The sequence below is a fragment of the Candidatus Borrarchaeum sp. genome (assembly GCF_019058535.1).
Classification (GTDB): Archaea; Asgardarchaeota; Sifarchaeia; order Borrarchaeales; family Borrarchaeaceae; genus Borrarchaeum; species Borrarchaeum weybense.
The window spans coordinates 1-23833 of sequence record NZ_JAHPYX010000125.1; the positions used below are offsets into that span (position 1 = coordinate 1).

Genomic DNA, 23833 nt, shown 5'->3' on the forward strand with positions numbered 1-23833 from the left:
GTACCACTTACGTATGCCAAATATCGTGGTTTTAAAGGAAGATATCCTATCAAATTCTTTTACGCTTCGAATATTCCTGTGATTCTTGCAGCGGCTTTCTTCGCTAATGTTTACCTTATTGGGCAGTTATTATGGTCACGTTACAATAAGAGCAACTCTAACTTCTGGTACAATTTAATTGGTACTTTCGAGTCGACAGATGCAGGATTGAAACCTGTAGGAGGTCTTGTCTACTATTTGACGCCTCCACGAGGCATTGAAGTGGTGACAGCGGATCCCTTGAGGGCTGTAGTTTATCTATTAGTATTAATTGTTGCGTGCACCATTTTCTCAGTAACATGGATTGAAGTTGGAGGAATGGCTCCAAAAGATGTGGCAAGGCAACTTTTAGATGCAGGAATGATGGTTCCTGGATTTAGAAGTAGTCCAAAGATACTTGAAAAATTACTGAAGCGTTACATTGGTCCCGCCTCTATATGGGGTGGTGTGGCGATTGCGCTTATAGCCGCTTTTGCAGATTATCTTGGAGCACTTGGTACAGGCATGGGGATTCTGTTAGCTACTATGATAATATCACAATATTATGAGATCATAGCTAAAGAGCGATTAGCAGATATACATCCATCCCTCAGAGATTTCTTAGGATTTGGATGATTTAACGGAGCGATAATTCATGAGTGTGGCTAGTAAACGCATTGTCATCGTTACTGGAATTCCCGGAGTTGGGAAAACAACAGTCTTGAATAAAGCGGCGGATATTGCTAGACAAGAGTATACCGTAGAGATCGTAAATTACGGATCTGTGATGTTTGACGCGGCAGTAAATTCAGGATTTGTGGAAAACAGAGATCAAATGCGTCTACTCCCACCTGAAAAACAACGGGAAATTCAAAAGAATGCAGCAGAGATCATAGCAAAAAAAGCAGCACAGGGAAAGCTATTAATAGTCGATACTCATATGTTGATCGCAACTCCAGAAGGTTATCTAGCAGGATTACCCGAATGGGTTATCACTACACTTAAACCAGATGTAATTGTACTTGTTGAAGCAGAACCAGAATTTATCTTTAGTAGACGTTCAAAGGATGAAACTAGAACTCGTGATCAAGATTCTACGATAGAAATCAACACTCATCAAAACCTATGTCGGGCAGCTGCGACTGCAATTTCAGTTTTGACAGGAGCCACTGTCAAAATCGTAAAAAATAAGGAAGGCATGGTTGATGAGACTGCAGAAGAATTAGCAGTCGTATTAAAGGGTGTGAATTAAAAAATGGCATGGTGGAACATCTTAATTCCATTTTATCAGTGGTTATATAACGTTGGTATAGGCCAGCGTCCAGGGTCCACTCTATTTATTCTATCGTTGTCCATTCTACTCTCCGTAGTGATTAGCCTTGTTAGTCGCTTCGTAATGGACATGGACAAGCTTAATCGCTACCAGAAGGAAATCGCAACTTGGAATAAGGCAAAGGCTGAGGCTCAAAAAACCGCTAACAAGCGACTTTATCGAAAGGTGAAACGTAAAGAAAATTATATACAGAAGATTCAAAGCAGAGTAATGATGGAAAGGTTTAAACCAATGTTCATTTACATGCCAGGGTTCTTTGCTCTTTTCTGGATAATAAATGGATTCTTCAATGGTTACTTACCACTTATTGCGGGTGAAGGGGCTAGATACGTGGTAATACTTCCGTTCAGCTTCCCAATTGCGTTCTTTGGAGCGAATGTTGGAGCAGAGAACCTATACGCGCTACTCTTCGTTTGGTGGTACGCCATGACGAGCTTTGCATTTGGTGCAATAGTCCAGAGGATCTTTGGTATAAATATCGGTATGGGAGGTCTTTCTGCTTTCCAGACGAGCTGAAGTAAATACAGATGAGTTAAAAGTAACTAAAAACAGTTAAAAGTAGGTGAAAAACAAGATGCCAGCACCACGTTATCGTACTCGGTTAATTAAAAAACGAAAAATGAAATTGCCAGGTGGTCGAACAACTACACATTATAAGAAGAAAAAAGTGAGAAAAAGTAAGTGTGCAAACTGCGGAAAATTGTTATCAGGTGTTCCTCGCCTTTCCGCCGCAGAAATAAGAAAGTTGCCAAAGACGCAGCGCCGTCCAGAAAGACCTTATGGCGGGCATCTTTGTCCTCAATGCCTGCAAGAACTCACAAAACAGGCGGCAAGAATTTAGCAACATTTTTTTAAACTGATTTCTTTTTCTTATATTGGTGAATAGTTTGCCCCAAAATAAGGGTCTTACAATAGCGATTTCTGGAACAGCTGGTGCTGGAAAATCCACTTTTGCTAAACACATTGCGGAAGCCTTTGAATTAGAACATATCTCTGCGGGAAAAATCTTTAGGCAAATGGCTCAACAAAGAGAAATGGATTTAAGCACTTTTAGCACATTTGCAGAGAAGAATATTCATATTGATAAAGAAATTGATGAAAGAAGTATAGATGCAGCAAAAAAAGGAAATGTAGTGTTAGATGGACATTTGACTGCCTGGATGTGTAAAGATTTTGTTGATCTTAACATCTTTGTGACCGCACCATTAGAAGTACGTGTCGAAAGAATTGCTCAAAGAGACGGAGATCCTTATGAATACGCTTTAGGCGAAACGACAAAGCGTGAAACAAGCGAAAGAAAGAGGTACAAAAAAATTTATAATATTGACGTTCAAGACCTGAGCATCTTTGATATCATCCTTAATACTGACAAATGGTCAATTGATTCAATAACAAATATCTTAAAAACAGCAATACAAGAATTCATAGGAGGTGAAAAATGAAATGCCTGCGATAGAAATTGGACGAATTTGCGTAAAAACGGCTGGGAGAGAAGTCGGAAGAAAATGTGTGATCCTAGATATTGTTGACCCAAAAACTGTGGAAATAACTGGTCCTAAAGAATTAAACGGTGTAAAAAGACGACGTGCATCAATACGACACATCGAACCAACAACGGAAAAAATTGAAATCGGACGAGGATCAGATGATGAAGCAGTTCTTAAAGCAATTGAGGCTGCGGGGATGACTGATGCATTAAAAGAACGGGTTAAAATCGTTCTGCCCTAATTTTTAATTTTACTTATTTTATTGTAATATAAATAACTTTTTGGGATTTCCAAAAATGAGAAGGTGAAAAAATGGAAAGAGGCCGCCTACCTAGTGACGTGCGGGGAGAATTAATCACTAAAGCACAGGAGGCGACAAATCCTGAATGGGGTTATAAGCCTGCTGAACGTCCTATTGAAGAGCATTTAGCCTTTGGAATAATCAATTTAGATAAACCTGCTGGACCAACAAGTCATGAAGTTGTAGCATGGATCAAAAGAATTCTGGAATTAAAGAAAGCAGGACATGGAGGGACTCTAGAGTTCTGAAGGTGAGTTAATCTTCAGAATAGAGTAATCCCGGCGTAACAGGAATTCTTCCAGTTGCTTTAGAACGTGCAACAAAGGTTGTACAAAGTTGGCTTCCTGCTGGGAAAGAATACATCTGCATAATGCGTCTTCACAAAGAAGTAGATCACGAAAAAATAGAGACAATATGTCAAGAGTTTACAGGCCCACTTTATCAGCGTCCTCCACTAAGATCTTCTGTAAAAAGACGCTTAAGAATCCGTAGAGTATATTATACAAATGTATTAGAAATTTTAGGAAAAGACGTGCTCATTCGAGTCGGTTGCGAAGCGGGATTCTATATGAGGAAGCTGGTACATGATATTGGCGAAGTGTTGGGCACGGGGGCTCATATGTTAGAACTAAGGAGAACGCGTGCAGGTCCATTCAAGGAGGATGACACTCTTGTTACACTTCTTGAAGTAAACGATGCATATCACTATTGGAAAGAGGATGGAAAGGAACAGTATCTGCGTAAGGTAATACAACCTGTGGAAGAAGGCTTAGTTCATCTTCCAAAGCTGGTGATTCGAGACTCTGCAGTCGATGCAATATGCCATGGGGCAAAATTAACGGCGCCTGGTGTATTAAAGTTAAGCGATAATATCAAACCAGGTGGTACTGTAGCCATATTTACTCAGAAAGGCGAAGCAATTGGTATTGCTGAGGCTACTATGTTAAGTAAAGAGATTCTTGAAATAGATCATGGCATAGTTGCTAATACAAAGAAAGTCATAATGCCACGCTCAACGTATCCAGAGTGGAAATCCTTTAAACAATAGTAAAAGATAAGGTCCCTGAGAAAAATGCCAAAGCCATATTCGTCTAAAATGCCCACATCCTCGTTAAAAACGAAAACAATTTCTGTGTATCTACGAGGTAAATTGTTTGAGTTCGTTTCTGCTCCAGACGTTTTTTCACAATCCAAAATCGATAAAGGCACGCAATTGCTTATCGAGAAAATGGATTTGACCAACTCGGACAGGGTTTTGGATCTTGGTTGTGGAATAGGAGTAATTGGTATCGTAGCAGCATCAATAATATCTCCTAATAGTAAAGTTGTTCTGACAGACATTAATAGACGAGCCATCAATCTTACGAAGAGTAATCTTAAAAAAAATTACATTAAAAATGCAGAGGCAAGATGGGGCGACCTTTATGAGCCTATTCAAGGAGATAAGGAAACATTCGATGTTATTGTGACAAATCCTCCAGTTTCAAGCGGCATGAAAACTGTCTTCCAAATTATTGAAGAGGCTCCTCTTCATCTTACATCACAAGGCTCTCTTCAATTAGTCATAAGAAGGGGACACAATAGAGTATATGAAAAATTGAATAACGTGTTTAATACGGTCTTAGAAATTGGAAAAAAGGCAGGATATCATGTATATAAGTCATTAATATAGTTATATAATTTTTAATTCGTAATCGTTGAGGGAGCTTTAGCACCTAGCCTGTGAACTACTCCGCCCTTTCGGACGGAACTTCTGCCCTCACGGATTGTTGAGCTGTCTCTACGAGAGATAGCAAGAACCCGCTCATCGACAGTTCGGGGTGATCCACGGCACCCCCCGTTCCTTCGCACAGGAACACTTTGGTTTTCGCTCTATTACTTTTCTTTCTCTTTGTTAGTCCCGTAAGGTACCTAACAGCATCTAACAGTATATTAAACGCCGCATTTACGTCTCTATCGGCGGTGAATTCGCATTTCTGGCACTTGAACGCCCTATCCTTGACCTCCACCCTTCGTGAACCGCACATTGAACATCGATGAGTGGTCCACCACTCGTTTATCACAACAGGTACTCCGTCATGCTTCTGCACTGCCATCGCAATACGATCAGCACAGTCCTTAAATGCCCAATGATTGACACGTTTTCTGTTCCTCCTGTGTCCTGAGCCCTTGTAGTGGCAATTTCTTACCTTATTGGGGTAGCCAATCACCACCAACGAACCTGCAAGATGCTCAGCAATATCAATTGCCAGTTTTCTCCTGAAATCTCTAGCGTAATTCAATCGTTTACTGTAAAGTTTCTTCAATACTTCGTATTTCCCTAAACGTTTTAATTTAGCTATCCTGTTGCTCAGTTGTCGCATATAAATGAAAAATTCTTTGTAATCCTCTTTCTTAAACAGGATTACGCTGCCTTCACCTGATAACTCGCACGACACAGCAGTTGCTAGCCGCTTCAAACCCAGATCAATGCCTGCCAAGGATTTCAGTACTGGCATAACTGCCTTTTCTACGACGACATGAACCTCGTAGCGTTTCAACCTATGATTCTTAACTATCTGAAAAGACTTCACACGCCATTCTTTGTCACGGAGGTGTTTCGTGGCATACGGGTACAAATGCAAAGGTATGTGTAATTTCTCGCCTTTTTTAAGAGTGGAAATTCTCGCCCAAAGAGGAAACGCCTTCGAAGTGCAAGAAAAGGCGATGTCGCCTACACGGTAGTCGAACATGATCGGTACCTTCTCCTTGACAGTCGGTGGCGAGGGCTCCCTCTTTTTCCAGCGGTAGAGTTTATGTTGGAGGTTCCGTAACCGTTTCTTGGCTTTAATGGTGCTCTTCCGGGTGATGCGTTGAGTACAGGTGGCAATGGACTTTTTCAGTTGCGTAATCTCCCATTGCCATTCACGATGTAGTTCTCGATAGGACTTGAACATCCAGAGGGCTTTATCACGACAGGCTTGCACATAAGCCGAAGATAGCCCAGTTATAGTCTGTATGTCCTGTCGGTATTTTTCCGCCTCTTTAACACGCGTTATGTTCTCATTGATGATTTTTTCAAGAAACAGTTGCACACCATAAGTGAGTCGTGCAGTAAGTTTGTCGAGGAACTTTACTTTTGTTGTAGTGATCCTCCAATCAACGGGAAGCACCATTGTCTTGTAGATTTGTAATGGTTTGGCAAGTTGAAGTTCCACCTCTATCCTCCACCACCCTCTAAGAAATTAGAGACCGCATAACTTAAAAACATTTCTCTTACGAGAGAAGGACGCGATTCTTCTTTCAAGTTAGCCTATAAATATTTAAACAAAGGTGCCTTCTAGAAACCAATCGATTTTGGGTATCCAATGTTGAATATGCCGGGGTATCTTAGCCTGGTAGGGAGCAGATGCAAGCGTCATTCATTGCAGCTCATGCCTGGAAACCAGATCTGAGAGCCTGTGCTCCATTGGAGCTCGAGGGTTCAAATCCCTCCCCCGGCGCCATTCTAATTCTCTTTAAAGAATTAAAAAATCGTTGCATTAACTATTGTCATTTTGTAGAACACAAGAATGGAAATTGTATTTCCATTTTCGAGAGTGTTTACAGCATAATAGTAATTAGAAAACAAAAAATTCTTAAACGCGTCTTCCACGACGACCGCCTGGGCGTCTAGTTCCATCATGAGGAACTGGTGTAACTTCTTCAATTCTACCAATCCGCATACCTGCACGGGCTAGAGCACGGATTGCTGCTTGTGCGCCTGGGCCTGGTGTTTTTGCGCCATGCCCACCCGGTGCTCTTACAGTTATATGAAGAGCTGAAATACCCTTATCTCTTGCTTCATTTGCAGCCCTAAAAGCGGCTTGCATGGCAGCGTAAGGACTGCTTTCTTCTCGATCTGCCTTAACGATCATACCTCCGCTATATCGCGCAATAGTTTCAGCACCAGTAAGGTCCGTTATATGAACAATTGTATCATTATAAGAAGAATAAATATGGGCAACGCCCCATTTCTGTTCTTTTCTGTGACTCATATAATTAACCTCAAGAAAAACTATTTTTATTCAGTTGATTCAGGAATTGGTGTAGATGGACGTTCTGGGTGACTATCTTCCATATATGGACTCGAAGATGCATACGTTAACTCTTTTGCTTCTTCCTTAAGCAATAGACGACTTGGAGAAGTTATTTTTTGACCTCGAAGTGCTATGTGACCATGAAGAAGAAGTTGTCTCGCATGATGAATAGATTTTGCAAAGCCTTGTCTAAAAACTATAGTTTGAAGTCGACGTTTTAAAAGATCTTCAGTTGTTAAACTAAGGACATCATCAATAACTGCCTCTGTTTGAATCAATCCAAGGCGTTCTAATCTTGATAATATTTCCTTTTCTACTTTCTCTCTTTTATCAGTTTCTAGAATAGCTAAAATTTGCCTAGCTTGTTCTCTAATCTTTCTCAGATACGCCTCATGCCGTAAGTATTCCTTCTTATTACGAAGACCATACTTACCGATTAATTCGAGCTCTATAGCCATTCGATTTTTTTCCCACGGATGAAAGGGTTTCTTATACTTTTTCTTAGGTTTTTTTGGATCACCCATAACGCATCACCTTTATCTGCCGCTTCTTTTCTTCAAGCGCACTCCAACAACTCTGCCTTTCCGTCCAGTAGTCCTTGTTCTTTGTCCTCTCACTTTTAGTCCTTGCGAATGGCGTATACCTTTATATGTTTTGAGTTTCATCAGTAAATCAATATCAGTTTTTGTCATCAGTCTTAGTCGAGCGCCTAATAAATGTATATCCTCGCCAGTGTGTGGATCCTTTTGACGATTTAACAACCATTTTGGAATACCATTATTTGAGGGATCTGTAATGATATCTTCAAGTTTTTTCACATCACGATCGCTAAGAAAACCAACTCTTGAAGTTTGGTCCATATCAGCTACATGTAATATTGCATGGGATAACCGAATATCAACACCTGGAATATCAGTTAAGCCCATGTCTAACCGTTTATTTCCATCGATATCTGTACCTATTATACGAATAATATGTCTGAAAGACGATGACAATAACGACACCTAGTTCCTTTTTTATTTGATTAGCCATAAATGTTCATAAAACATTTCTGATGGGATATTTATCCCAGAAAGTAAGGGAGAATACTTAATGTAGTTGACTATTTAAAGTTTCTCTTTTAACCTCAAATTCTCTTAGAAATACTTTAATTATCTTAAGTAGGAATTCTGAATAAGCATTAATGGGATATTCCTAATTAAGGAGGCATTATTAGCTGAGAATATTGGTGGCACATCATCTTTTCGAATCGAAAGGTGGAGGAGAAAGGTTATGTGCAATTGTTGTCGATGAAGCCTTACAAAAAGCGCATAATGTAGCGATTGCTACAACATCTCAATTCAATGCGAAAGCAACTTTCGAAAAGAATTTTGGCATAAGTTTAATTGAAGAGCCGCAACAATTTTATCTTCTTAAAAAATATATAAACCTCTTCGGAATCTTTCACCGACTTATTACATATTTACCTATAAGAAAGGCTATAAAGAAATTTCATCCGGAAAGTGTCTTTCTAGATATGGAATTTATCAAACCATTACAGAGCGATGTTAAAAAATACAATGCTAAAGTTTTAAGATACGTTCATTTTCCCACCGTCGCAGAAACATCTATAAAAGAACTTCTTCCTGAGAAATATTTTCGTTTTCCATATAACATATACTGGAAACTTTACCTTCTGTTTCAAAGAAGAGTTGTATTACCTGCTGACGGTGATTTCTCAGATATAGTGTGTGCAAATAGCATGTTTACTAAAAGATTTGTCGAAAAAGTTTGGCATAGAAAAGATGTCAAGGTTGTGTATCCACCAGTTTCTGTCTCTGAGTATTCTCCAGGATCTAGTAAAGAAGATATAGTAGTTTCTTTAGGAAGGTTTACACCAGAAAAAAGGTTTGAACTGGCAATACAAGCAATAAGCGAATGCGAAACGAAAGTTCGATTAAATTTGATAGGTGGATTGATTCCCGCCATGAATACTTACTTTCTAAGACTAAAGAGGCTATGTAAGGAACTTGGAGTCGACAATAGAGTTCGATTCTATCCTAATGCACCCTTCAAAACTGTGAAAAAAATACTAGGGCAATCTAAGGTATTTGTACATCCAATGCAAAATGAACACTTTGGCATTAGTACTGTAGAGGCAATGGCAAGCGGTTGCATACCTATCAATCATAATTCTGGAGGATCAATCGAAATATTGGAAAGAGGAAAATATGGGTTTTTATTTAATCATATATCAGAAATAGCCACATATATCGACAAGGTTATTGGTGACGAGGATTTCTTTAGGAAAAAGAGCGACTCAGTTATAAAAAGAGCACAGATTTACGATGAAGTAAATTTTAGGGAACAGATTCTAGAACTAATGACCTTAAGACTCTGAAAATGAGTATATATCATGCTCACTAATATTCACACAAAACAAATAATTGTTGATCTATATGATACTTGATGTTGGCTGTGGCGACGAGCCGAAAGGTGACATTAATGTAGATTTGTTTATTAAAACGTGCCATTTGCCTGCTGGTGTCTACTTACGGAATAAAGATGTAACAAAAACCAAGGCGGATATTGTTGCCGATGGTAACTATTTACCTTTCAGAGCAGACACTTTTGATAAAGTTATCTCCTATCATGTGATAGAACATACTAAAACTCCATTTAAGTTTATAAAAGAGTTAGTTAGAGTTAGTAAAGATGAAATTGAGGTAAAATGCCCTCATAAATTGTCGGGGACGGCTAAAGCGCCTTACCATTTTCATACTTTAATAAGACCTGGTTTAATAAGGCGTGTAAGTTATTAAATCCTAAAGTAAAAAAATATTGCGTAACAGTGAGTCTAGAACCAATTAAAATCGGTTATTTTACTCTTCCTTTTGTTAGACCACATGAAATATCTTTCACAATAAAAAAATATTAATTTCTCAAATCCGCATCAAAGATATTCACACTTACCCGTAGTACTTAGATTTTGATAGAGTTAAAATCCGCCTTTTATCTTGTTCTTTAAATCGATTAACATGGCCCGGTAAATTCCAAGTGTCAGTATTATGCCTGAAACAATGAAAAATGGAGGGGCAATCAATTTCCCGTATATTGTTTGCATTCTAACTAAATGAAAAACATAGATTGTACTAAATATTAGGATGAAAGGAATAAGCGTGAGGGGAAATTGTATTGGAATTATTAAAATACTTGTAATCAACAGGGAATACAATATCAGTCTGTAGATGTATCTCTTAGGGTATGTCTTCTTGATGACTTTCCACCTAAAAGGTGCCATATTCATAAAAAGTTTTTGAAAATAATCTATTGGTTCAACATGAAGGTGAATTGCTGGATCTTCTGAAATCTTAACAATCTTATAGCCTTTTGCTATAACCCGTGATGAGAATTCGCAATCTTCTGTCATATGGTAATCTTTGTCAAATATACCAACTGTAGGAATAACTGAGGTTCTTATCATAGTGAGTCCCATGCCTACCTCTTGGACATTTTGGATTTTTTTTTCTTTTAGTGCCCATATTCTATCATGTAGTTCCGTGATTCCACCTTTGGGCAGATATGGGATAAATACCATCCCGACTGTTTCATCTTCAAAGAGCGAAATCATTCTTTTTATTGTATTGCTTCCTTTAACAATCACATCAGAGTCAAGAAAAAGGAGGAAATCCGACTCTGAACTCTTATCAATACAGATATTTCTTAATTGTGGAAGATTGCCGTCGTCTTTTAATAAAATAACATCCTCATATTCGTGAGCAAAATTATTTTTGAATTCTAATAACATAGCATATGTGTTGTCCGAGCTCATATTATCGACGAATACAAAGCGTATTCTCTTTTTTGGATACTCATCTTTCACTATTGCGTCTAGTACACTATCTATACACCATTCACGATTTTTTATAGGCATTGCGATGGTTACTAAGGGAATAGTTTTTTGACCATTCATTCGTTTACAAACCTCTAAATATCTAATATTCTTTAAAATTAAGTATATCAAGTAGGAAATGATAATAAAAAGAAAACGTTAGTAGGATTCCCATTGAGAAGCAATAGAATGGATTAATCAATCTAAAGATGCCTCGTGCTCTTAAGAAATAAAAGCTAAAACCAATTATTGTGAGTATCAACAGCGGAACGTAAGATATAATTACGAAGGCTATCGCTACTAAATAAATTGAAAAAAATGCAACCTGTCGAATGTAATTAAAGGGTCTATTTTTCTTTATTTCAGAATATATGCGTCCAGAGTCTTTTACTAGTCCTACAAAGGTATTATCTATCCCCTCTGCCAACTTAATATGTTCATAAATTGTAGCAAAATCAAGATAAGTTTCAAATCCTTTTTTCTTAATTCTTTGATAGATTTCGACATCTATGCCCCACCTAGTCTCATCAAATTTGCCAACTAATTTGAGAACGTCCATCCTAAACATTGTACACCCAAAACCAGTCGCATCCACGTGTCTAAGACCCTTTTTCCCTTGATGAAGCGCTATTCTGTCAAAAAATGATAGGTTTTTTCTGTAATAGGAGATACCTATTGCACCAATTCTAGTAGGTGTACTAAAATACGAGAGTAATTTTGTTATGACATCAGATTCTACAATGACATCGCAATCTAAACTGAGAAAATATTCTCCAATAGCATTTTCTACACATATATTGCGTGCTTGAGAAAGTCTTTGTAAAGCTAAAGGATATGGTTGAAAACCGGGATATTCTTTTTCTTGGATTACTAAAAGTGATTCGTATTCTTGATAATGATTATTTTTAAATTGAATTAAGCGTTGATAGGTTTCATCATCAGAAGCATCAACGAAAACAATACGTTGTAACTTTTTCGGATATGATATGGTATATAGCGCATCTAGAAATCGTTCGAGATAGTTTATCGCGTTTCTAATCGGAACGCCAATAGTCACAAAAGGATCTTCATGCATTATTTAGTTCCTCAATCTACATGAGAATTTATTTTTATCCCTTTCTTTAAAACCGTCAGCAATTCTTTAATATACCCCAAATTTTGACTTATCTTAACAGATGTTTGTTTTCTGACATAGAAATAACCTAAAATGACACCAATAATGCTTACAATAACATCAACATATGCTGCTCCAATAATCCCTAAAGACGGAATGATAAGTGTAAGTAATGAGATTGTAGTTAATGCCTGTGCCCCTGTTATAATTAAAGTTATTTTCGGTTGGCGAATACCATCTAAAGTAGTAGTCATAACATAAAATAGGCAATACATCAAATCTGCAAATATACTGATTCTCAAAATAATAATAGCTGGGAGAAACTCAGGCCCTAAGACGGTCAGAATTAAGGGTTCAGCTATAATCAAGACGGCTATGCTCGAAACAATGCCCCATATGCTAAAAATTACTAAACCTGCAGCATAACTACCATGAATTTTATGAGAATCGTTGTTTTTATACGCTTCGGAGATGTAAGGAAGCATAATTAGAGAAAAGCTTGCAGGAAGTAATTGAATCATACTACCAATCATATTTGCAATTCCGTAAAACGCAATATCTGATGCAGTGACAAAAAACGCAAGTATAAGTCGGTCTATGCGACCTACAGTATACAGAGACAGATTTCTCAAACCATTTGGTATTCCATATTTGAGTAATTGTTTGACGATCTTAAGATCAAATTCACCTTTACCAAAGCCATAGTTCATATAAAGTAGTGTATGGCCTACCCTTGCAACTACGAAGCCTAGTACTGCCCCCTGAACACCAAAACCTAGAATAATCAAAGCGATGGAGAAGGATGTCTGCATTATTGTGCTAACAACTGAAATTGTAGAAAGCAGTTCAATTCGTTTTTTAGCATGCAATCTTGATTTCCATGTATCGAAGGCACTTGGAATCAGGTAAAGTGCCGCAAGTATCGTAAGTGACTTTATAGGATTTTGTGTCTGAACTGCAAACCAGCCTGCAAATAGTACATTAACCAAAAAGGCAGAACTGGTAATAAAAAAATCAATTATAAAACCCGACCAAACGATCATTAGGTCGTTTTCTTCGCCTGCCGCGTAATGAACTATTGCTTGTTCAATTCCGCTATCTGCAAGTATATTAAGGGTTAGAGTTAGTGCAAAAACAATCCCTAGCAGCCCATAAGCCTCTGGACCTAAAAGTCGCGCGGTAATAATCGCACCAATAAGTCCTATTACCCGATTAAGTACATTACTTGTTGAGCCAAAAATGAATTGGCGGAAAATACGCCACACCATAAGTTTCATCCTGTGCTATTATGAGTTTTAAGTAGTCTAATATTACAATTCATATCTTACAATCTCCATCGATAAAGACAAAGACAGTTATTCACGTTATAGTGAGCCCATTATTTTTTCCAAATCATTTACTGTTTTTTCCCATGTAAAACATTCCGCTCGTTTCCTTGCACTATGACCCATGTTAAGCAATCGATTTTTATCTTCCAAAAGCATATTCATTTTCAAAGCCCAATCCTTTGAGTTCCCTGATAAAAGAAATCCTGATTCATTTGTAATTATCTCTCTTACGCCTCCAGAATTATGTGCAATAACACATTTTCCATAAGCCATTGCCTCTAGAACTACCATCCCAAAAAATTCATTTATTGATGGTGAAAGAAATATCGAACAGTCTTTCATTAAACTGTCTATTTCAGTTTGAGGACAATTCAATCTTATTTCCACATTATCTTCAAGTCTTAAATTTTTAATAATCTTGTTCATTTCTTCAAGATAATTCATATACTGTTGATCAAAATAACCAGCGATTACTAAACGTACATTCGGGTGTTTTTCAAGGAGATAAGGTAATATTTTGAGCAGAAATATTTGGTTTTTGAAAGGAGCTATTCTTCCTACACAAAGAAGATTATGGCTATACGAGAAATTAGGAGTGATTTCTTTAGAATTCACACTCGGATATATTACTTCAATGTTAAGATTCGGATAAAACGTTCGCACTAAATTTGCGGTATATAATGAGTTAGCAATCAATTTATCAGATGACAAATAATCTTGATATCCTAAAAGACGAGGGATAGCCAAATACAACCTTGTTAAAAACTTTTCACGAGTTTTGGGGCTCATAGTATGAAAATAAGAAATGATTATTTTTTTACAATATTTTTTGAGTGTTCGTGCCAAATGTTGATCTGTCGAGAGAATAATTGTCTCTGGATTAAATTTTACGATTCGTTTAGCTACATTCATCATTAATTTAAGTTCTCTAAAAGATCGGAATTTTCCTTGAAATCCCCGTGAATTCTTTACAATTTCGATTTGTTCTCGATCAAATTCTTTAAAGATTGCTAGATCCGGGTCATATTCGTTCGTAAAATATCTTAAATCATGTCCTCTTTTTTTTAACAGGTTTCCCACATTCATGACCCATTTTTCGCCTCCTCCTCCCATATTTAGATTCGCATGAAAGATTGCGATTCGCAAAAAAGCACCTCTGTTGATTTATGAAGCAGGTGAAATTGATGAATTTATTAAATCTTCAAGAGCATCCAAATGCGCGTTCCAAGATACTTTATTAATTAGATCCTTTCCTTTTTCACTCATTTTTGCTCTTAGAGGCGGATTCTCTAGTATTTTATTTATTTTATCTACAAAATCTTCTCTATTGTTTTGTTCTACCTGATATCCTTGTATACCATCTTGAGCGACATCCCATATGCCAGAAGGATAGGGATGAACAATTGGACATCCGTGGACGAGGGCCTCTAATGCAGGCATCCCAAAAGTTTCTACGTTTGCATGGACGAAAACACATGCACTATAGTAAAGATATTCCAATAATTCTTCAGAGATTGAAGGAAGTATCTTTACACGTTCTTTTAATTTTAAATCTAAGATTTTTTTCCGTATAATTCTTATATGAGGAGTTATTGCCCCTGCAATTATCCATTTGATATCTGGTATTTCTTTAATGACTTCGAGCAGGAATTCAAGCTGTTTACCTCTGTGAATCCTAGTGAGAGTAAAACCCAACTTTTTTCGTCGTATATGTAGTTCAGGTTTCTTAGGTTCTTTTACTCCAGGGTGTATTACAGTAATTTCTGCAGTTAAATTTGGGTGTATATTAAGTAATCTATCTGTCATAAACGTGGAGTTTGTAATTATGTGGTCTGCATTTACAAGATCCTTGTATAGCATTTTTCTTTCCATTCTATGAAAGGCAAAATTTCTAAATGGTCGAAATAATGTGAGAGGATGCGCATAACCATATAAAGTATGAAAATAAGGAATATATTTTATTTTTGAGAGTTTATTTTTTATTTTATGACCTATTGGGAATGTAGCATTACCGTGGCATATTAATATATCGCCCTTAGTCTTTGGAGGAAGATACCATGAGAGCCAGCAATTAAACGATTGTTTGAGGAGAGGAAGTTTTAGATTTGGATAAAAGATAATAGGTATTCCTTTAAGAATCCAGAAATCTTTTGTGCCTAAAAAACTGTAACCTTTAACATTGTATCCTTTATTTTTCAGCCCAATGATTTCTTCGATTGCTACTCTCTGTTCACCTCCAATACGCCTAAGATTTGCCGTGAGAATCTTAATATTCATTTGAAATCACCCGTAGAGCAAATATGGCACATCACCCCACAGTATATACCAGATTCATCGCATCAAACGATGTTATTTTATATAGATTTATAAAAATTAATATGCTTGTTGCGTATTCAAGGAATACAGGGATTTAACTTGAGGTCTCTCTCAAAGATTGATTTCCGAATAAAAGACATGCTGATATTAACTCTGATATGTGCTCCTTTTTATTTTGTTAGCAAGATTTTCTTCTATACCTCTCCTGATGAGTATTACTATATTTTCACTGCAATTCAACTTGCCGAAGGAAATCCCATAACAATCCAACTGGAATCTCCTCTCTTAAGTGGAAATTTTGTGCCTACAACAAAACCAAACGTGTTTATTTCAAAATATCCTATAGGACAATCGCTACTAATAGCAATTTTTTATTTGATAGGGGGATATCCCTTCATATATTACATGAATGGAGTTTTTGCAATATTTACGGTTATTTTGACATATTTTTGTGTGTTGGAAATATCAAAAGACAGATTATGTAGTCTAATAGGGGCTTTTTTTCTTGGATTATGCCCTCCAATGGTTTTTTATTCTAGAACGCTTTTTAGTGACCTTACTTCTGCAACATTTCTTCTTCTTTCCTTTTTCTTTTACCTAAGGGCATCTAAAAAGAATGAGTATCTTTATTTTATGATTTCTTCCCTATCGCTTGGATTTGCAGTTTTATTGAAGCTTGTTAATATTCTTTTCATGCTTCCGTTTCTTCTAAATCAAATCAGAACGAGAAAATTAGGTGAATTATCTATTTATCTGCATTATATTCCATTAATTCCCTTCCTATCGATAATTGCGCTTTATAACTCATATTTCTTTGGAAATTTTTTTGTAACTGGCTATCAATTAACTGGAGAGGTCTTTTTCAATCCACTACGCCTTTTAATCAACTTACCTCGCTATTTTTTGATCCTTAATCTATTTCCACCATTTGGACTTATCACTGCATTTCTCTATACTAGGAAAAAGTTCGGCGAAGATGTCCATTTCATTAGCTTTTTTATGATTTTGACATTTCTTGTCTTCTATGGTGGCTCTTATCTTAGATTCGACATAGAGCATCTATTCATCGAATCTTCAAGGTATTTGCTTGTTATCTTGCCATATTTGTGTTTTAATGCCGTTATGTGGTTTTCTGGTTTTATTAAAACAAAAAAAGTGTTTTACTATTTCTTCTTAGTATTGTTCATAACTTTAGGGCTTATGAATATTGTAATGGTGTCACAATATTATTCATTTAAGGGTAGGTTGGTCTACTATAGAGATCTGTTTTATACAAATACACAACCTGACTCGCTCATAATTGGAGACGCGACATGGGATAAATTATTTCATCCGTATTTTTCACGAGAATATGATGAAAGATATTATCTTCGTTATAGTGCTTTAACTGAAAATGAAATAACTGGAGAATTACTACCTTTTATCGAAAATTGGATAACTGATAAACCAGTTTATTTCATTGATGATCCGTATGTAGATAGTAACATCCATGACTTAGTTTTGCAGTTGCTTACTGAGAGATACCAATTTAATTCAATTATAGCTACTGACCAACCCTATACTGTTGAACTATTCCAAATGAGCCAACTATCTAATTAGAACATTCTTTTTCTGTAAGTTAAATGAAAAGAATTAAAAAATAGTAGAATGTTTTTTTGATCAGTTCAACTTTTAAGGAAGGTTGCTAGAGAGATGCAGACTCAATTTATTGCCTTATCCTTTTTTGTTTCGTTTGGTCTGACCTTTGCTATTATACCATTTTTATTGAAATATCTAAAGAAAAAAGGAATTATCGGTATCGACATCCATAAGCCAAATAAACCAGAAATCCCGGAAATGGGCGGACTCGCAATCCTAGCGGGATTAATTTTGGCTTCACTGCTTATTCTATTTATTTTAGGTCAATACTTTCAGGAAATTTTAGCTTTTGTTTGTATAATCCTTATTGCAGGATTTGTTGGAATTTATGATGATCTAAAAGGTCTTTCACCAGGAAAAAAGGCAGTTATTTTAGTTTTTGCGATTATTCCACTATTATTATTTGAAGTAGTCACGCCACGTCCTTTACTTCCGATTATTGGTAGAACTCGATTAACGATTATTTATTGGGGGGCATTACTATTAGCAATCACTGTACCCGCCAATGCTGTAAATATGTTGGATGTATATAACGGCTCAATGCCAATTACATGTATAATTGCATCTGCCTCTCTCTTAATTTGCGCAATAATTCTAGACTCCATAACAGGTATTCTTTTTTGTCTATTGTTACTAGGTGCATTAGTTGCATTTTTGATATTCAATAAATATCCCGCAAAAGTATTTTCGGGAAATGTAGGAAGTTTCACAGTAGGAGCAGCAATTGGAGGCATTGCGGTTATTGGTAGGTTAGAAATTGCAGCAATAATTGCTCTTATGCCACATATTATGAATTCATTTCATATCTTGGCCAGCGTTGGTGGATTGAAAGGAAGAACACAATTGAATAAACGTCCTGTTACAATTTTGCCTGATGGGAAACTTGCTGCAAACCCTGACAAAGAGGCGCCCCTAACACTAACGCGTCTAATACTTGCAAGGGGGGCTCTTGAAGAAATTGATATAGTGAAGATTTTGGCAATTCTTAGTTTATTTGCAGCAATATTAGCGGTAATATCTGTTGTAATTACACCAGTATGACATTTGGAGATTGATAAGCATGAGATGGAAGTATAGAAGCGCATTAGAAATAGGTAGTATTCTCTTTGTAGTATGGTTCAGTTTCATATTAATTCTTCTTTTTCTTGAAGTTTATATCATTCCGCTTCAACTTCCAATTATAGGATATGTGGGTCGTGTCATTACGGGAATTATTAAAGCAGCAACTGGAATTGGGCTATTTATAACATGGCTTTTTGTCTGGAATCATATTACAAAAAATTATTTCAAAACAGCAATGAAAAAAAGTGAGATTACATCATTAGGATAATTCTCTAAGACTTTTTAGTAAGAAATTTCTCAAGATACTCCACAATTACCTCAGCAGGATCGTCCATAGTATTTGAAAGGCGCTCTGCAACCAATTTATGTTGCTCCTTAAACTCTTCAGGCCTAGACAAAATCTCTTTTGTTTTTTCCATAACCTTATTCTCATTTTTTGCCCTGTAAATAGCGCCCTCATTTATCAAATACTGTTCAACATAAGTAGTCTCTTTTGGATAGCAAGATATCGTTGGAACACCTAAAAGTGCTGCTTCAGCATTCATTGTACCTCCAGCGCCAATAAAAAGTGATGAAAATGCAAGTAAACTGGCACCATCTATTGCTTTATCTAAAATTTTAATTTCTTCGTCTAATGTTTTTCTTAATTCTAAATATTGCTTGTCATAACGAGGAATTACTACAATCTGATAGCCAGGATATTCCTGAGAAATCTTCTTTATAATTGGGACAATTATTGAGATTTGGCGGGGATCTAAATCAAGCAAATACGAGGCCTTTTTTTCTTCGGTTCTAGCGACTATAATGGGTAGATCTTGGTTGAGGCCTAATTCTTCAATAATATGATTATTGGGCGTAAATCCTTTTAACCATGCAATTGGATCAAGTCCATTGTATTGAGTTATTTGATCCTGTGGTACACCTATTTTTAACCATGCACTTATTGGAATTTGTTCTGGAGTAAACAATCGTTCTGATAAAGGTGGACTTGTAAGCCGTGCTACTGCAATAGAATGAGGTGAGTCATTCACCGTAAAATGAGGGATTGCCAGACCTAAAGCCACACGAGACAATTCAGGTGAGCCAAAACCTAATGCACATGCAATTTTTTTAGTTGAAATGTATTTAGCCAATTCAATAATGCGTTCCGCACTTGCAATAAGTTTCCCTTTTAGAGAACGACCTCCATGTCGTCCTATAATTCTTGCCTCAGTGCCAGTTAATTCAAGCATTCGAATAACTTCGCTATACTCACGCGTTGTTCTTATTATTTCGAAACCATCTTTTTCGAGTTTTTCAGTAATGCTTCTGAAAAATAATACTTGTTTTGGCGTAAGATAGTCGACCCAAACTGATAAATTCATTGAGCTACCACACAAATTTGTTATTCCTAATTAATAATTACACGCACGCATAATTTTTAAAGGATTTCAGTAGACTATTCTTGAAAGTATTAGGAGGTTCTATGATGAGAAGAAAACTTATGGAGATCCTCGCCTGTCCGATATGCAAACATCATCCACTTGATTTGCATGTATTCGAAGAAAATGATGAAATTGAAAAGGGAGTTCTTATTTGTTCCAATTGCAGTAGATGGTACCCTATAATTGAAACTATTCCTCACATGCTTCCAGACGATTTACGCGAGGAAAAAGACGATCTTGAATTTATGAAGAAATTTAAGGACAAAATTCCAGGGGAAACGCTTGAAAAAGGAAAGCCCTTCCATATTTAGAGCGTTTCGTGTCACTCATATAATAAGTGTAGCCTTTCTGAGATGCGGATTTCTATTGTGATTTAGATAACTTTTTTTTAATTTATTCATATGGTTTTACATTGCTTGAAAAAGTGATAGCCCGGCCCAGATTCGAACTGGGGTTTCCGCGAATTATCGTAATAAGGTTAGATAATTCTCAGCGAGTCCAAAGCCCACTATGCTTGGCCAATTTGCAATGGGATAAAAATCATCCACATCGCTACACCACCGGGCTATTCGTATCATAAAAAGGCAGTGTAAGATTTTTCTTCTTTTACAGTTATTTAAAAATGTTGTGAAAGGTCATTGTTTGATCTTAAATTAACTTTTTTAGAAGCGAAAAAATAAGAGAATGGAAGTTTGATGTTATAATAATGTCTTTCAAAATAGGATTCCATGTAAGCATTGCGGGTGGTATTGATAAGTCGGTTGATCGCGCTTTAAAGATAGGTTGTACGACTTTCCAGATTTTCACTCGCAATCCTCGGTCATGGATCTTCAAAGAATTAGATACTAAAGTTACACAAGCCTTTATTAAAAAATGCAAAGACGCTAACATTGGTCTTGTGTTTGCTCACATGCCATATTTACCCAATATAAGCAGCCCAGAAGATGAAATATATCAAAAATCAGTTCAAGTTTTAATAGAGGAGCTTAAGCGTTGTGACGTTCTTAATATTCCCTATCTTGTAACACATTGTGGCAGTCATAAAGGAAAAGGGTTTGAGATTGGCCTCCGACAAATCTGCAACGCAATTGAAGATGCGTATGAACAAAGTAAGAGTAGAACAAAACTTCTACTGGAAAACACAGGCAGCAGCAAATCAAGCATGGGTAACAATTTTAATGAATTAAGAAGGATTATCGAATCTTTAAACAATCCGACAAGTCAGATGATTGGTTTATGTTTTGATACCTGTCATGCTTTTGTTTCAGGTTACGAATTAAGAGAATCTAAGGAAGTTGACAAACTCGTTCTTGAAATTTTAGATACAATAGGCCCAGGTCGTTTGAAACTGATTCATGCCAACGATGCGAAATATAAGAAAGGATCCCATCGTGATCGACATGAACATATAGGTGAAGGTCATATCGGAATAAAGGGTTTTAAAGCCATCTTAGGTAATCCTGTTCTAAAAGGACTTCCTTTTATCTTAGAAACCCCCAGGAACGATCTAGGGATCGATGCCGATCTAAAAAATCTCCGTACAATGCAAAAACTTTACCTAGATTCAATCAAGAAAATAAATGAATGATCTGAAATGGCGCGAATGTGTCTAAGAAGATATATGCGCATCTCGTCTAGTTGAAATGAGTTTAGGTACATAAGAAGTAAGTTCGCGAACCTATCGTATCTCTTCACGCAATTCTAGAATTATTCGGTCTATTTCTCGCATTGACTTTTGTAAATCGCGTGCATAATCCTTTCTAAGGCGTTCATAAGTAGTACGTGTGATTTTCTTGCTTCTATAGCGTTCAATTAAACGCTTAGTGTTTTCGCGCACTGAATCTATCTCAGTTTCTTTTATTTCGATTTTATTGACAGCATCAGCATATCGTCCGCCAAGATTGATCATTTCACGTTTCGAGTTAAGTAATTTCTGTGTAATTTCTTTAAGTTTATCTTCATAGAGTTTCTTACGTTTGGCATAATCGAATTTTTTGATCTTCTTTCGCTTTAAATCGTTGGCTATCTGTCTTAGTTCCAATTGAAGTGCCGTTTTTTCGTCGTAAAGACTACAGAATGTCTTTACAATAGGTATCGCAGGTGCAGGGAGCACTTCAAGCCGGGTACTTGGCAATAGAAAAGGTCGTATATACCTACTACTTACTACATAAAGCAAAGCAATAATTCCTACAATAAAAGAGAGAAGAAAACCGCGTGAATACATGAATATCTCAGGGAAAGTATACTCGACACATATATATCCGAATGCGATCGCAGCGTTTTGCCCGCTGGCTTGTAAAACATATGCTGTTTTACCGTTAGTTTGATAGGTTGAATTAATATTATAAGGTCGAGCTGTTTTAAAGGAACTGCCTTGTGGAAGAATAACTGTTAACTTTAAGGAATCCACAGGAATATCACTAGCTGAATAACTCCATGTTTTGAGGACGTACCTTCCATTCTCAATTTGGGTGTAATTCTCAAGACCGACGCGATAATTTAACCAGTATGAATATTCCTCGCCTCCTCCACCTACACGATATCTCAGGTTTAATGTGATGTTTACAGGCTTTTCAAGATCTACAGATTCAATTGTACTGATTGAAAGGTTACCTACAGAATCGTGAGCACGAATCTGATCAGCACCTGGTGGGAGTGAGATTTTGATAGCCTCTACATTCGTTTGATTTAAACCAATATTTTTTAGAGTTTGTGCCTCTCTTACATAGATATAGCCCCACGGATCGATTTCTAATTCTCTTTGAGCAGTAATGAATCTTAATAGTGGATTGTTGCTTTGGTACCTCACAAAGAATAGTTCACTTAATGCAAGTTCCTTTATGTCTTGCTTTGAATAAATGAGTTTACCACCTGTAATTTCGTCAGGCATTGGATTAAATTCGAGAGTACCAGGCACATTAATACCATCGAAAAACTTGACATTTACCGTTGCATCTTCTGTAAAATAGGGGGACATAGGGTAAAGACGAAATGTAGCTTGGAGATACTGGGTCGTAGTAGTACTTCCTATTTTGTCTGGCTTAATCGAATTAGCGAGCGCAGTTACAACTACAAAAGAATATGACTCGGATGATTCAACAGATTTAGTATAGATGAGGGGCTGATAAATGAAATTTCCTTCGGTTGTCCTATTTCCCATAGCTAAAGCTGTGCGGTTTGCATCATAAGCTGATAAATGGAATATATTATTAGAATCTTCATTTAAAAAGACTATTTCACTCCCGTTGATTGCCTTCTTTGCCTCTATCGTATAATTATCCTTTATAACAATTAAACCATATTGTGTGATTGTGACTTCCCGCTCAACATTTTTATTGATTAAATCTTCGCTGGCGGCAATAGAAACCTCTTTTGTTACGGGAGATGCCGTTGATGGAAGAGTGCAGATGATTGAAAAAACGAAAGTCACTAAGATAAACATAATGAGAATTCTTCTCAGTCTCACCCATTTACACGTCCGCTTTAGGTTTAATTAGTGGATTAGTTCTCAGTTTTGTAATTAAAAACATTTCGTAACATAATGAAATAACACTAACATCATCTGATTTATAAAAAACGCTGTAGCAAAACTATTCCTTTGGAATTTTGAAGTCATCAGGAACTTCTTTGAATGTCTTAGCAGGAACACCCGTCACAATCGTCCTTGGCGGTACATCTTTTGTAACAACAGCACCAGCACCAACAATAGCTCCTTTACCTACCCTGATCCCAGGGAGAATTGTAGCGTTGGCGCCTATACTCGAACCTGCTTCAATAGTAGGCCCCGTTAGATCATATTCCTTTCTCATGACGTATTTATCATTGGTAAGCGTACAACGAGGTCCTAAGAATACATTATCTTCAATAGTGGTGTATGTAGGGA

At 36.7% G+C, this 23833-nt stretch carries 25 protein-coding genes, 2 tRNA genes and 2 pseudogenes; 16 read left to right on the forward strand and 13 right to left on the reverse strand.

Annotated features, from left to right (window positions below; genetic code table 11):
• The 8 genes and pseudogenes from QVB70_RS07170 to QVB70_RS07210 all read left to right on the forward strand — a co-directional run.
• Nucleotides 1-654: pseudogene (locus QVB70_RS07170) on the forward strand (preprotein translocase subunit SecY); the annotation flags it as partial.
• Nucleotides 655-673: 19 nt separating this feature from the next.
• Nucleotides 674-1270 (forward strand): adenylate kinase, encoded by a 597-nt coding sequence (locus tag QVB70_RS07175; RefSeq protein WP_287584879.1) that lies wholly within the window; start codon nucleotides 674-676, stop codon nucleotides 1268-1270.
• A 3-nt stretch (nucleotides 1271-1273) separates the two neighbouring features.
• Complete coding sequence (locus QVB70_RS07180) at nucleotides 1274-1867, forward strand: EMC3/TMCO1 family protein (RefSeq protein WP_287584881.1); 594 nt, start codon at nucleotides 1274-1276, stop codon at nucleotides 1865-1867.
• 58 nt (nucleotides 1868-1925) lie between these two features.
• The gene (locus QVB70_RS07185; protein WP_287584884.1) at nucleotides 1926-2192 is read left to right on the forward strand and encodes a 50S ribosomal protein L34e; all 267 of its coding nucleotides are present in this window, start codon (nucleotides 1926-1928) and stop codon (nucleotides 2190-2192) included.
• A gap of 46 nt (nucleotides 2193-2238) precedes the next feature.
• Complete coding sequence (cmk, locus tag QVB70_RS07190) at nucleotides 2239-2793, forward strand: (d)CMP kinase (protein ID WP_287584886.1); 555 nt, start codon at nucleotides 2239-2241, stop codon at nucleotides 2791-2793.
• A 1-nt stretch (nucleotide 2794) separates the two neighbouring features.
• A complete protein-coding gene (locus QVB70_RS07195; protein WP_287584890.1) occupies nucleotides 2795-3079 on the forward strand; it encodes a 50S ribosomal protein L14e in 285 nt (94 codons plus the stop codon).
• 71 nt (nucleotides 3080-3150) lie between these two features.
• Nucleotides 3151-4187 (forward strand): annotated as a pseudogene (locus QVB70_RS07205) (RNA-guided pseudouridylation complex pseudouridine synthase subunit Cbf5).
• Nucleotides 4188-4211: 24 nt separating this feature from the next.
• Nucleotides 4212-4811: a class I SAM-dependent methyltransferase gene (locus tag QVB70_RS07210; protein ID WP_287584895.1), complete on the forward strand. Its 600-nt coding sequence runs from the start codon at nucleotides 4212-4214 to the stop codon at nucleotides 4809-4811.
• Between the two features lie 55 nt (nucleotides 4812-4866).
• Here QVB70_RS07210 and QVB70_RS07215 read toward each other — a convergent pair whose 3' ends face one another.
• Nucleotides 4867-6336 carry a transposase gene (locus tag QVB70_RS07215; RefSeq protein ID WP_287584896.1) on the reverse strand — a complete coding sequence of 490 codons (1470 nt, stop codon included), beginning with the start codon at nucleotides 6334-6336 and terminating at the stop codon, nucleotides 4867-4869.
• 161 nt (nucleotides 6337-6497) lie between these two features.
• Between QVB70_RS07215 and QVB70_RS07220 the strand changes: the two genes are divergently transcribed.
• Nucleotides 6498-6624, forward strand: a tRNA-Ser gene (locus tag QVB70_RS07220).
• A gap of 132 nt (nucleotides 6625-6756) precedes the next feature.
• Here QVB70_RS07220 and QVB70_RS07225 read toward each other — a convergent pair.
• The 3 genes from QVB70_RS07225 to QVB70_RS07235 are packed head-to-tail and all read right to left on the reverse strand — an operon-like array spanning nucleotide 6757 to nucleotide 8201.
• Nucleotides 6757-7155 (reverse strand): 30S ribosomal protein S11, encoded by a 399-nt coding sequence (locus tag QVB70_RS07225; RefSeq protein ID WP_287584898.1) that lies wholly within the window; start codon nucleotides 7153-7155, stop codon nucleotides 6757-6759.
• A gap of 26 nt (nucleotides 7156-7181) precedes the next feature.
• Entirely contained in the window at nucleotides 7182-7721 is a 540-nt protein-coding gene (locus QVB70_RS07230; protein WP_287584899.1) for a 30S ribosomal protein S4, read from the reverse strand.
• 12 nt (nucleotides 7722-7733) lie between these two features.
• Complete coding sequence (locus QVB70_RS07235; protein WP_342766551.1) at nucleotides 7734-8201, reverse strand: 30S ribosomal protein S13; 468 nt, start codon at nucleotides 8199-8201, stop codon at nucleotides 7734-7736.
• Nucleotides 8202-8425: 224 nt separating this feature from the next.
• Between QVB70_RS07235 and QVB70_RS07240 the strand changes: the two genes are divergently transcribed.
• Nucleotides 8426-9577, forward strand: a complete 1152-nt coding sequence (locus QVB70_RS07240) for a glycosyltransferase (protein WP_287584905.1) — start codon at nucleotides 8426-8428, stop codon at nucleotides 9575-9577.
• Nucleotides 9578-9635: 58 nt separating this feature from the next.
• Nucleotides 9636-9998, forward strand: a complete 363-nt coding sequence (locus QVB70_RS07245) for a methyltransferase domain-containing protein (protein ID WP_287584907.1) — start codon at nucleotides 9636-9638, stop codon at nucleotides 9996-9998.
• Between the two features lie 176 nt (nucleotides 9999-10174).
• On the opposite strand, the gene QVB70_RS07250 is transcribed toward QVB70_RS07245, so the two are convergent.
• The 5 genes from QVB70_RS07250 to QVB70_RS07270 form a co-directional block, all read right to left on the reverse strand.
• On the reverse strand, nucleotides 10175-11149 hold the full coding sequence (locus QVB70_RS07250) for a glycosyltransferase family 2 protein (RefSeq protein WP_287584909.1): 975 nt from the start codon (nucleotides 11147-11149) through the stop codon (nucleotides 10175-10177).
• A 22-nt stretch (nucleotides 11150-11171) separates the two neighbouring features.
• Nucleotides 11172-12143 carry a glycosyltransferase family 2 protein gene (locus QVB70_RS07255; protein ID WP_287584911.1) on the reverse strand — a complete coding sequence of 324 codons (972 nt, stop codon included), beginning with the start codon at nucleotides 12141-12143 and terminating at the stop codon, nucleotides 11172-11174.
• A gap of 11 nt (nucleotides 12144-12154) precedes the next feature.
• A complete protein-coding gene (locus QVB70_RS07260) occupies nucleotides 12155-13450 on the reverse strand; it encodes a flippase (protein WP_287584915.1) in 1296 nt (431 codons plus the stop codon).
• Nucleotides 13451-13546: 96 nt separating this feature from the next.
• Complete coding sequence (locus QVB70_RS07265) at nucleotides 13547-14656, reverse strand: glycosyltransferase family 4 protein (RefSeq protein WP_287584916.1); 1110 nt, start codon at nucleotides 14654-14656, stop codon at nucleotides 13547-13549.
• Nucleotides 14657-14674: 18 nt separating this feature from the next.
• Nucleotides 14675-15787 carry a glycosyltransferase family 4 protein gene (locus tag QVB70_RS07270; protein WP_287584918.1) on the reverse strand — a complete coding sequence of 371 codons (1113 nt, stop codon included), beginning with the start codon at nucleotides 15785-15787 and terminating at the stop codon, nucleotides 14675-14677.
• A 138-nt stretch (nucleotides 15788-15925) separates the two neighbouring features.
• Here QVB70_RS07270 and QVB70_RS07275 point away from each other — a divergent pair, with 138 nt between their 5' ends.
• The 3 genes from QVB70_RS07275 to QVB70_RS07285 all read left to right on the forward strand — a co-directional run bounded on the left by QVB70_RS07275 (nucleotide 15926) and on the right by QVB70_RS07285 (nucleotide 18794).
• Complete coding sequence (locus QVB70_RS07275) at nucleotides 15926-17425, forward strand: glycosyltransferase family 39 protein (RefSeq protein ID WP_287584920.1); 1500 nt, start codon at nucleotides 15926-15928, stop codon at nucleotides 17423-17425.
• A gap of 93 nt (nucleotides 17426-17518) precedes the next feature.
• A complete protein-coding gene (locus QVB70_RS07280; RefSeq protein WP_287584922.1) occupies nucleotides 17519-18505 on the forward strand; it encodes a hypothetical protein in 987 nt (328 codons plus the stop codon).
• A 19-nt stretch (nucleotides 18506-18524) separates the two neighbouring features.
• Nucleotides 18525-18794, forward strand: coding sequence for a hypothetical protein (locus tag QVB70_RS07285; RefSeq protein ID WP_287584925.1), 270 nt, complete (start codon nucleotides 18525-18527; stop codon nucleotides 18792-18794).
• A 4-nt stretch (nucleotides 18795-18798) separates the two neighbouring features.
• Here the strand turns inward: QVB70_RS07285 and QVB70_RS07290 are convergent, their stop codons facing one another.
• A complete protein-coding gene (locus tag QVB70_RS07290; RefSeq protein ID WP_287584927.1) occupies nucleotides 18799-19890 on the reverse strand; it encodes a DUF354 domain-containing protein in 1092 nt (363 codons plus the stop codon).
• A gap of 104 nt (nucleotides 19891-19994) precedes the next feature.
• Between QVB70_RS07290 and QVB70_RS07295 the strand changes: the two genes are divergently transcribed.
• Nucleotides 19995-20261: a Trm112 family protein gene (locus tag QVB70_RS07295; protein ID WP_287584929.1), complete on the forward strand. Its 267-nt coding sequence runs from the start codon at nucleotides 19995-19997 to the stop codon at nucleotides 20259-20261.
• 117 nt (nucleotides 20262-20378) lie between these two features.
• Here the strand turns inward: QVB70_RS07295 and QVB70_RS07300 are convergent.
• A tRNA-Gln gene (locus tag QVB70_RS07300) sits at nucleotides 20379-20517 on the reverse strand.
• Between the two features lie 139 nt (nucleotides 20518-20656).
• On the opposite strand from QVB70_RS07300, the gene QVB70_RS07305 reads away from it, so the two are divergent.
• The gene (locus QVB70_RS07305) at nucleotides 20657-21538 is read left to right on the forward strand and encodes a deoxyribonuclease IV (protein ID WP_287584932.1); all 882 of its coding nucleotides are present in this window, start codon (nucleotides 20657-20659) and stop codon (nucleotides 21536-21538) included.
• Between the two features lie 90 nt (nucleotides 21539-21628).
• Here the strand turns inward: QVB70_RS07305 and QVB70_RS07310 are convergent, their stop codons facing one another.
• Together QVB70_RS07310 and QVB70_RS07315 are read right to left on the reverse strand one after the other, a co-directional pair.
• Nucleotides 21629-23392 carry a hypothetical protein gene (locus tag QVB70_RS07310; protein ID WP_287584934.1) on the reverse strand — a complete coding sequence of 588 codons (1764 nt, stop codon included), beginning with the start codon at nucleotides 23390-23392 and terminating at the stop codon, nucleotides 21629-21631.
• 148 nt (nucleotides 23393-23540) lie between these two features.
• Nucleotides 23541-23833 (reverse strand): acyltransferase (locus QVB70_RS07315; protein ID WP_287584936.1); only part of this gene is annotated, 293 nt, incomplete at its 5' end.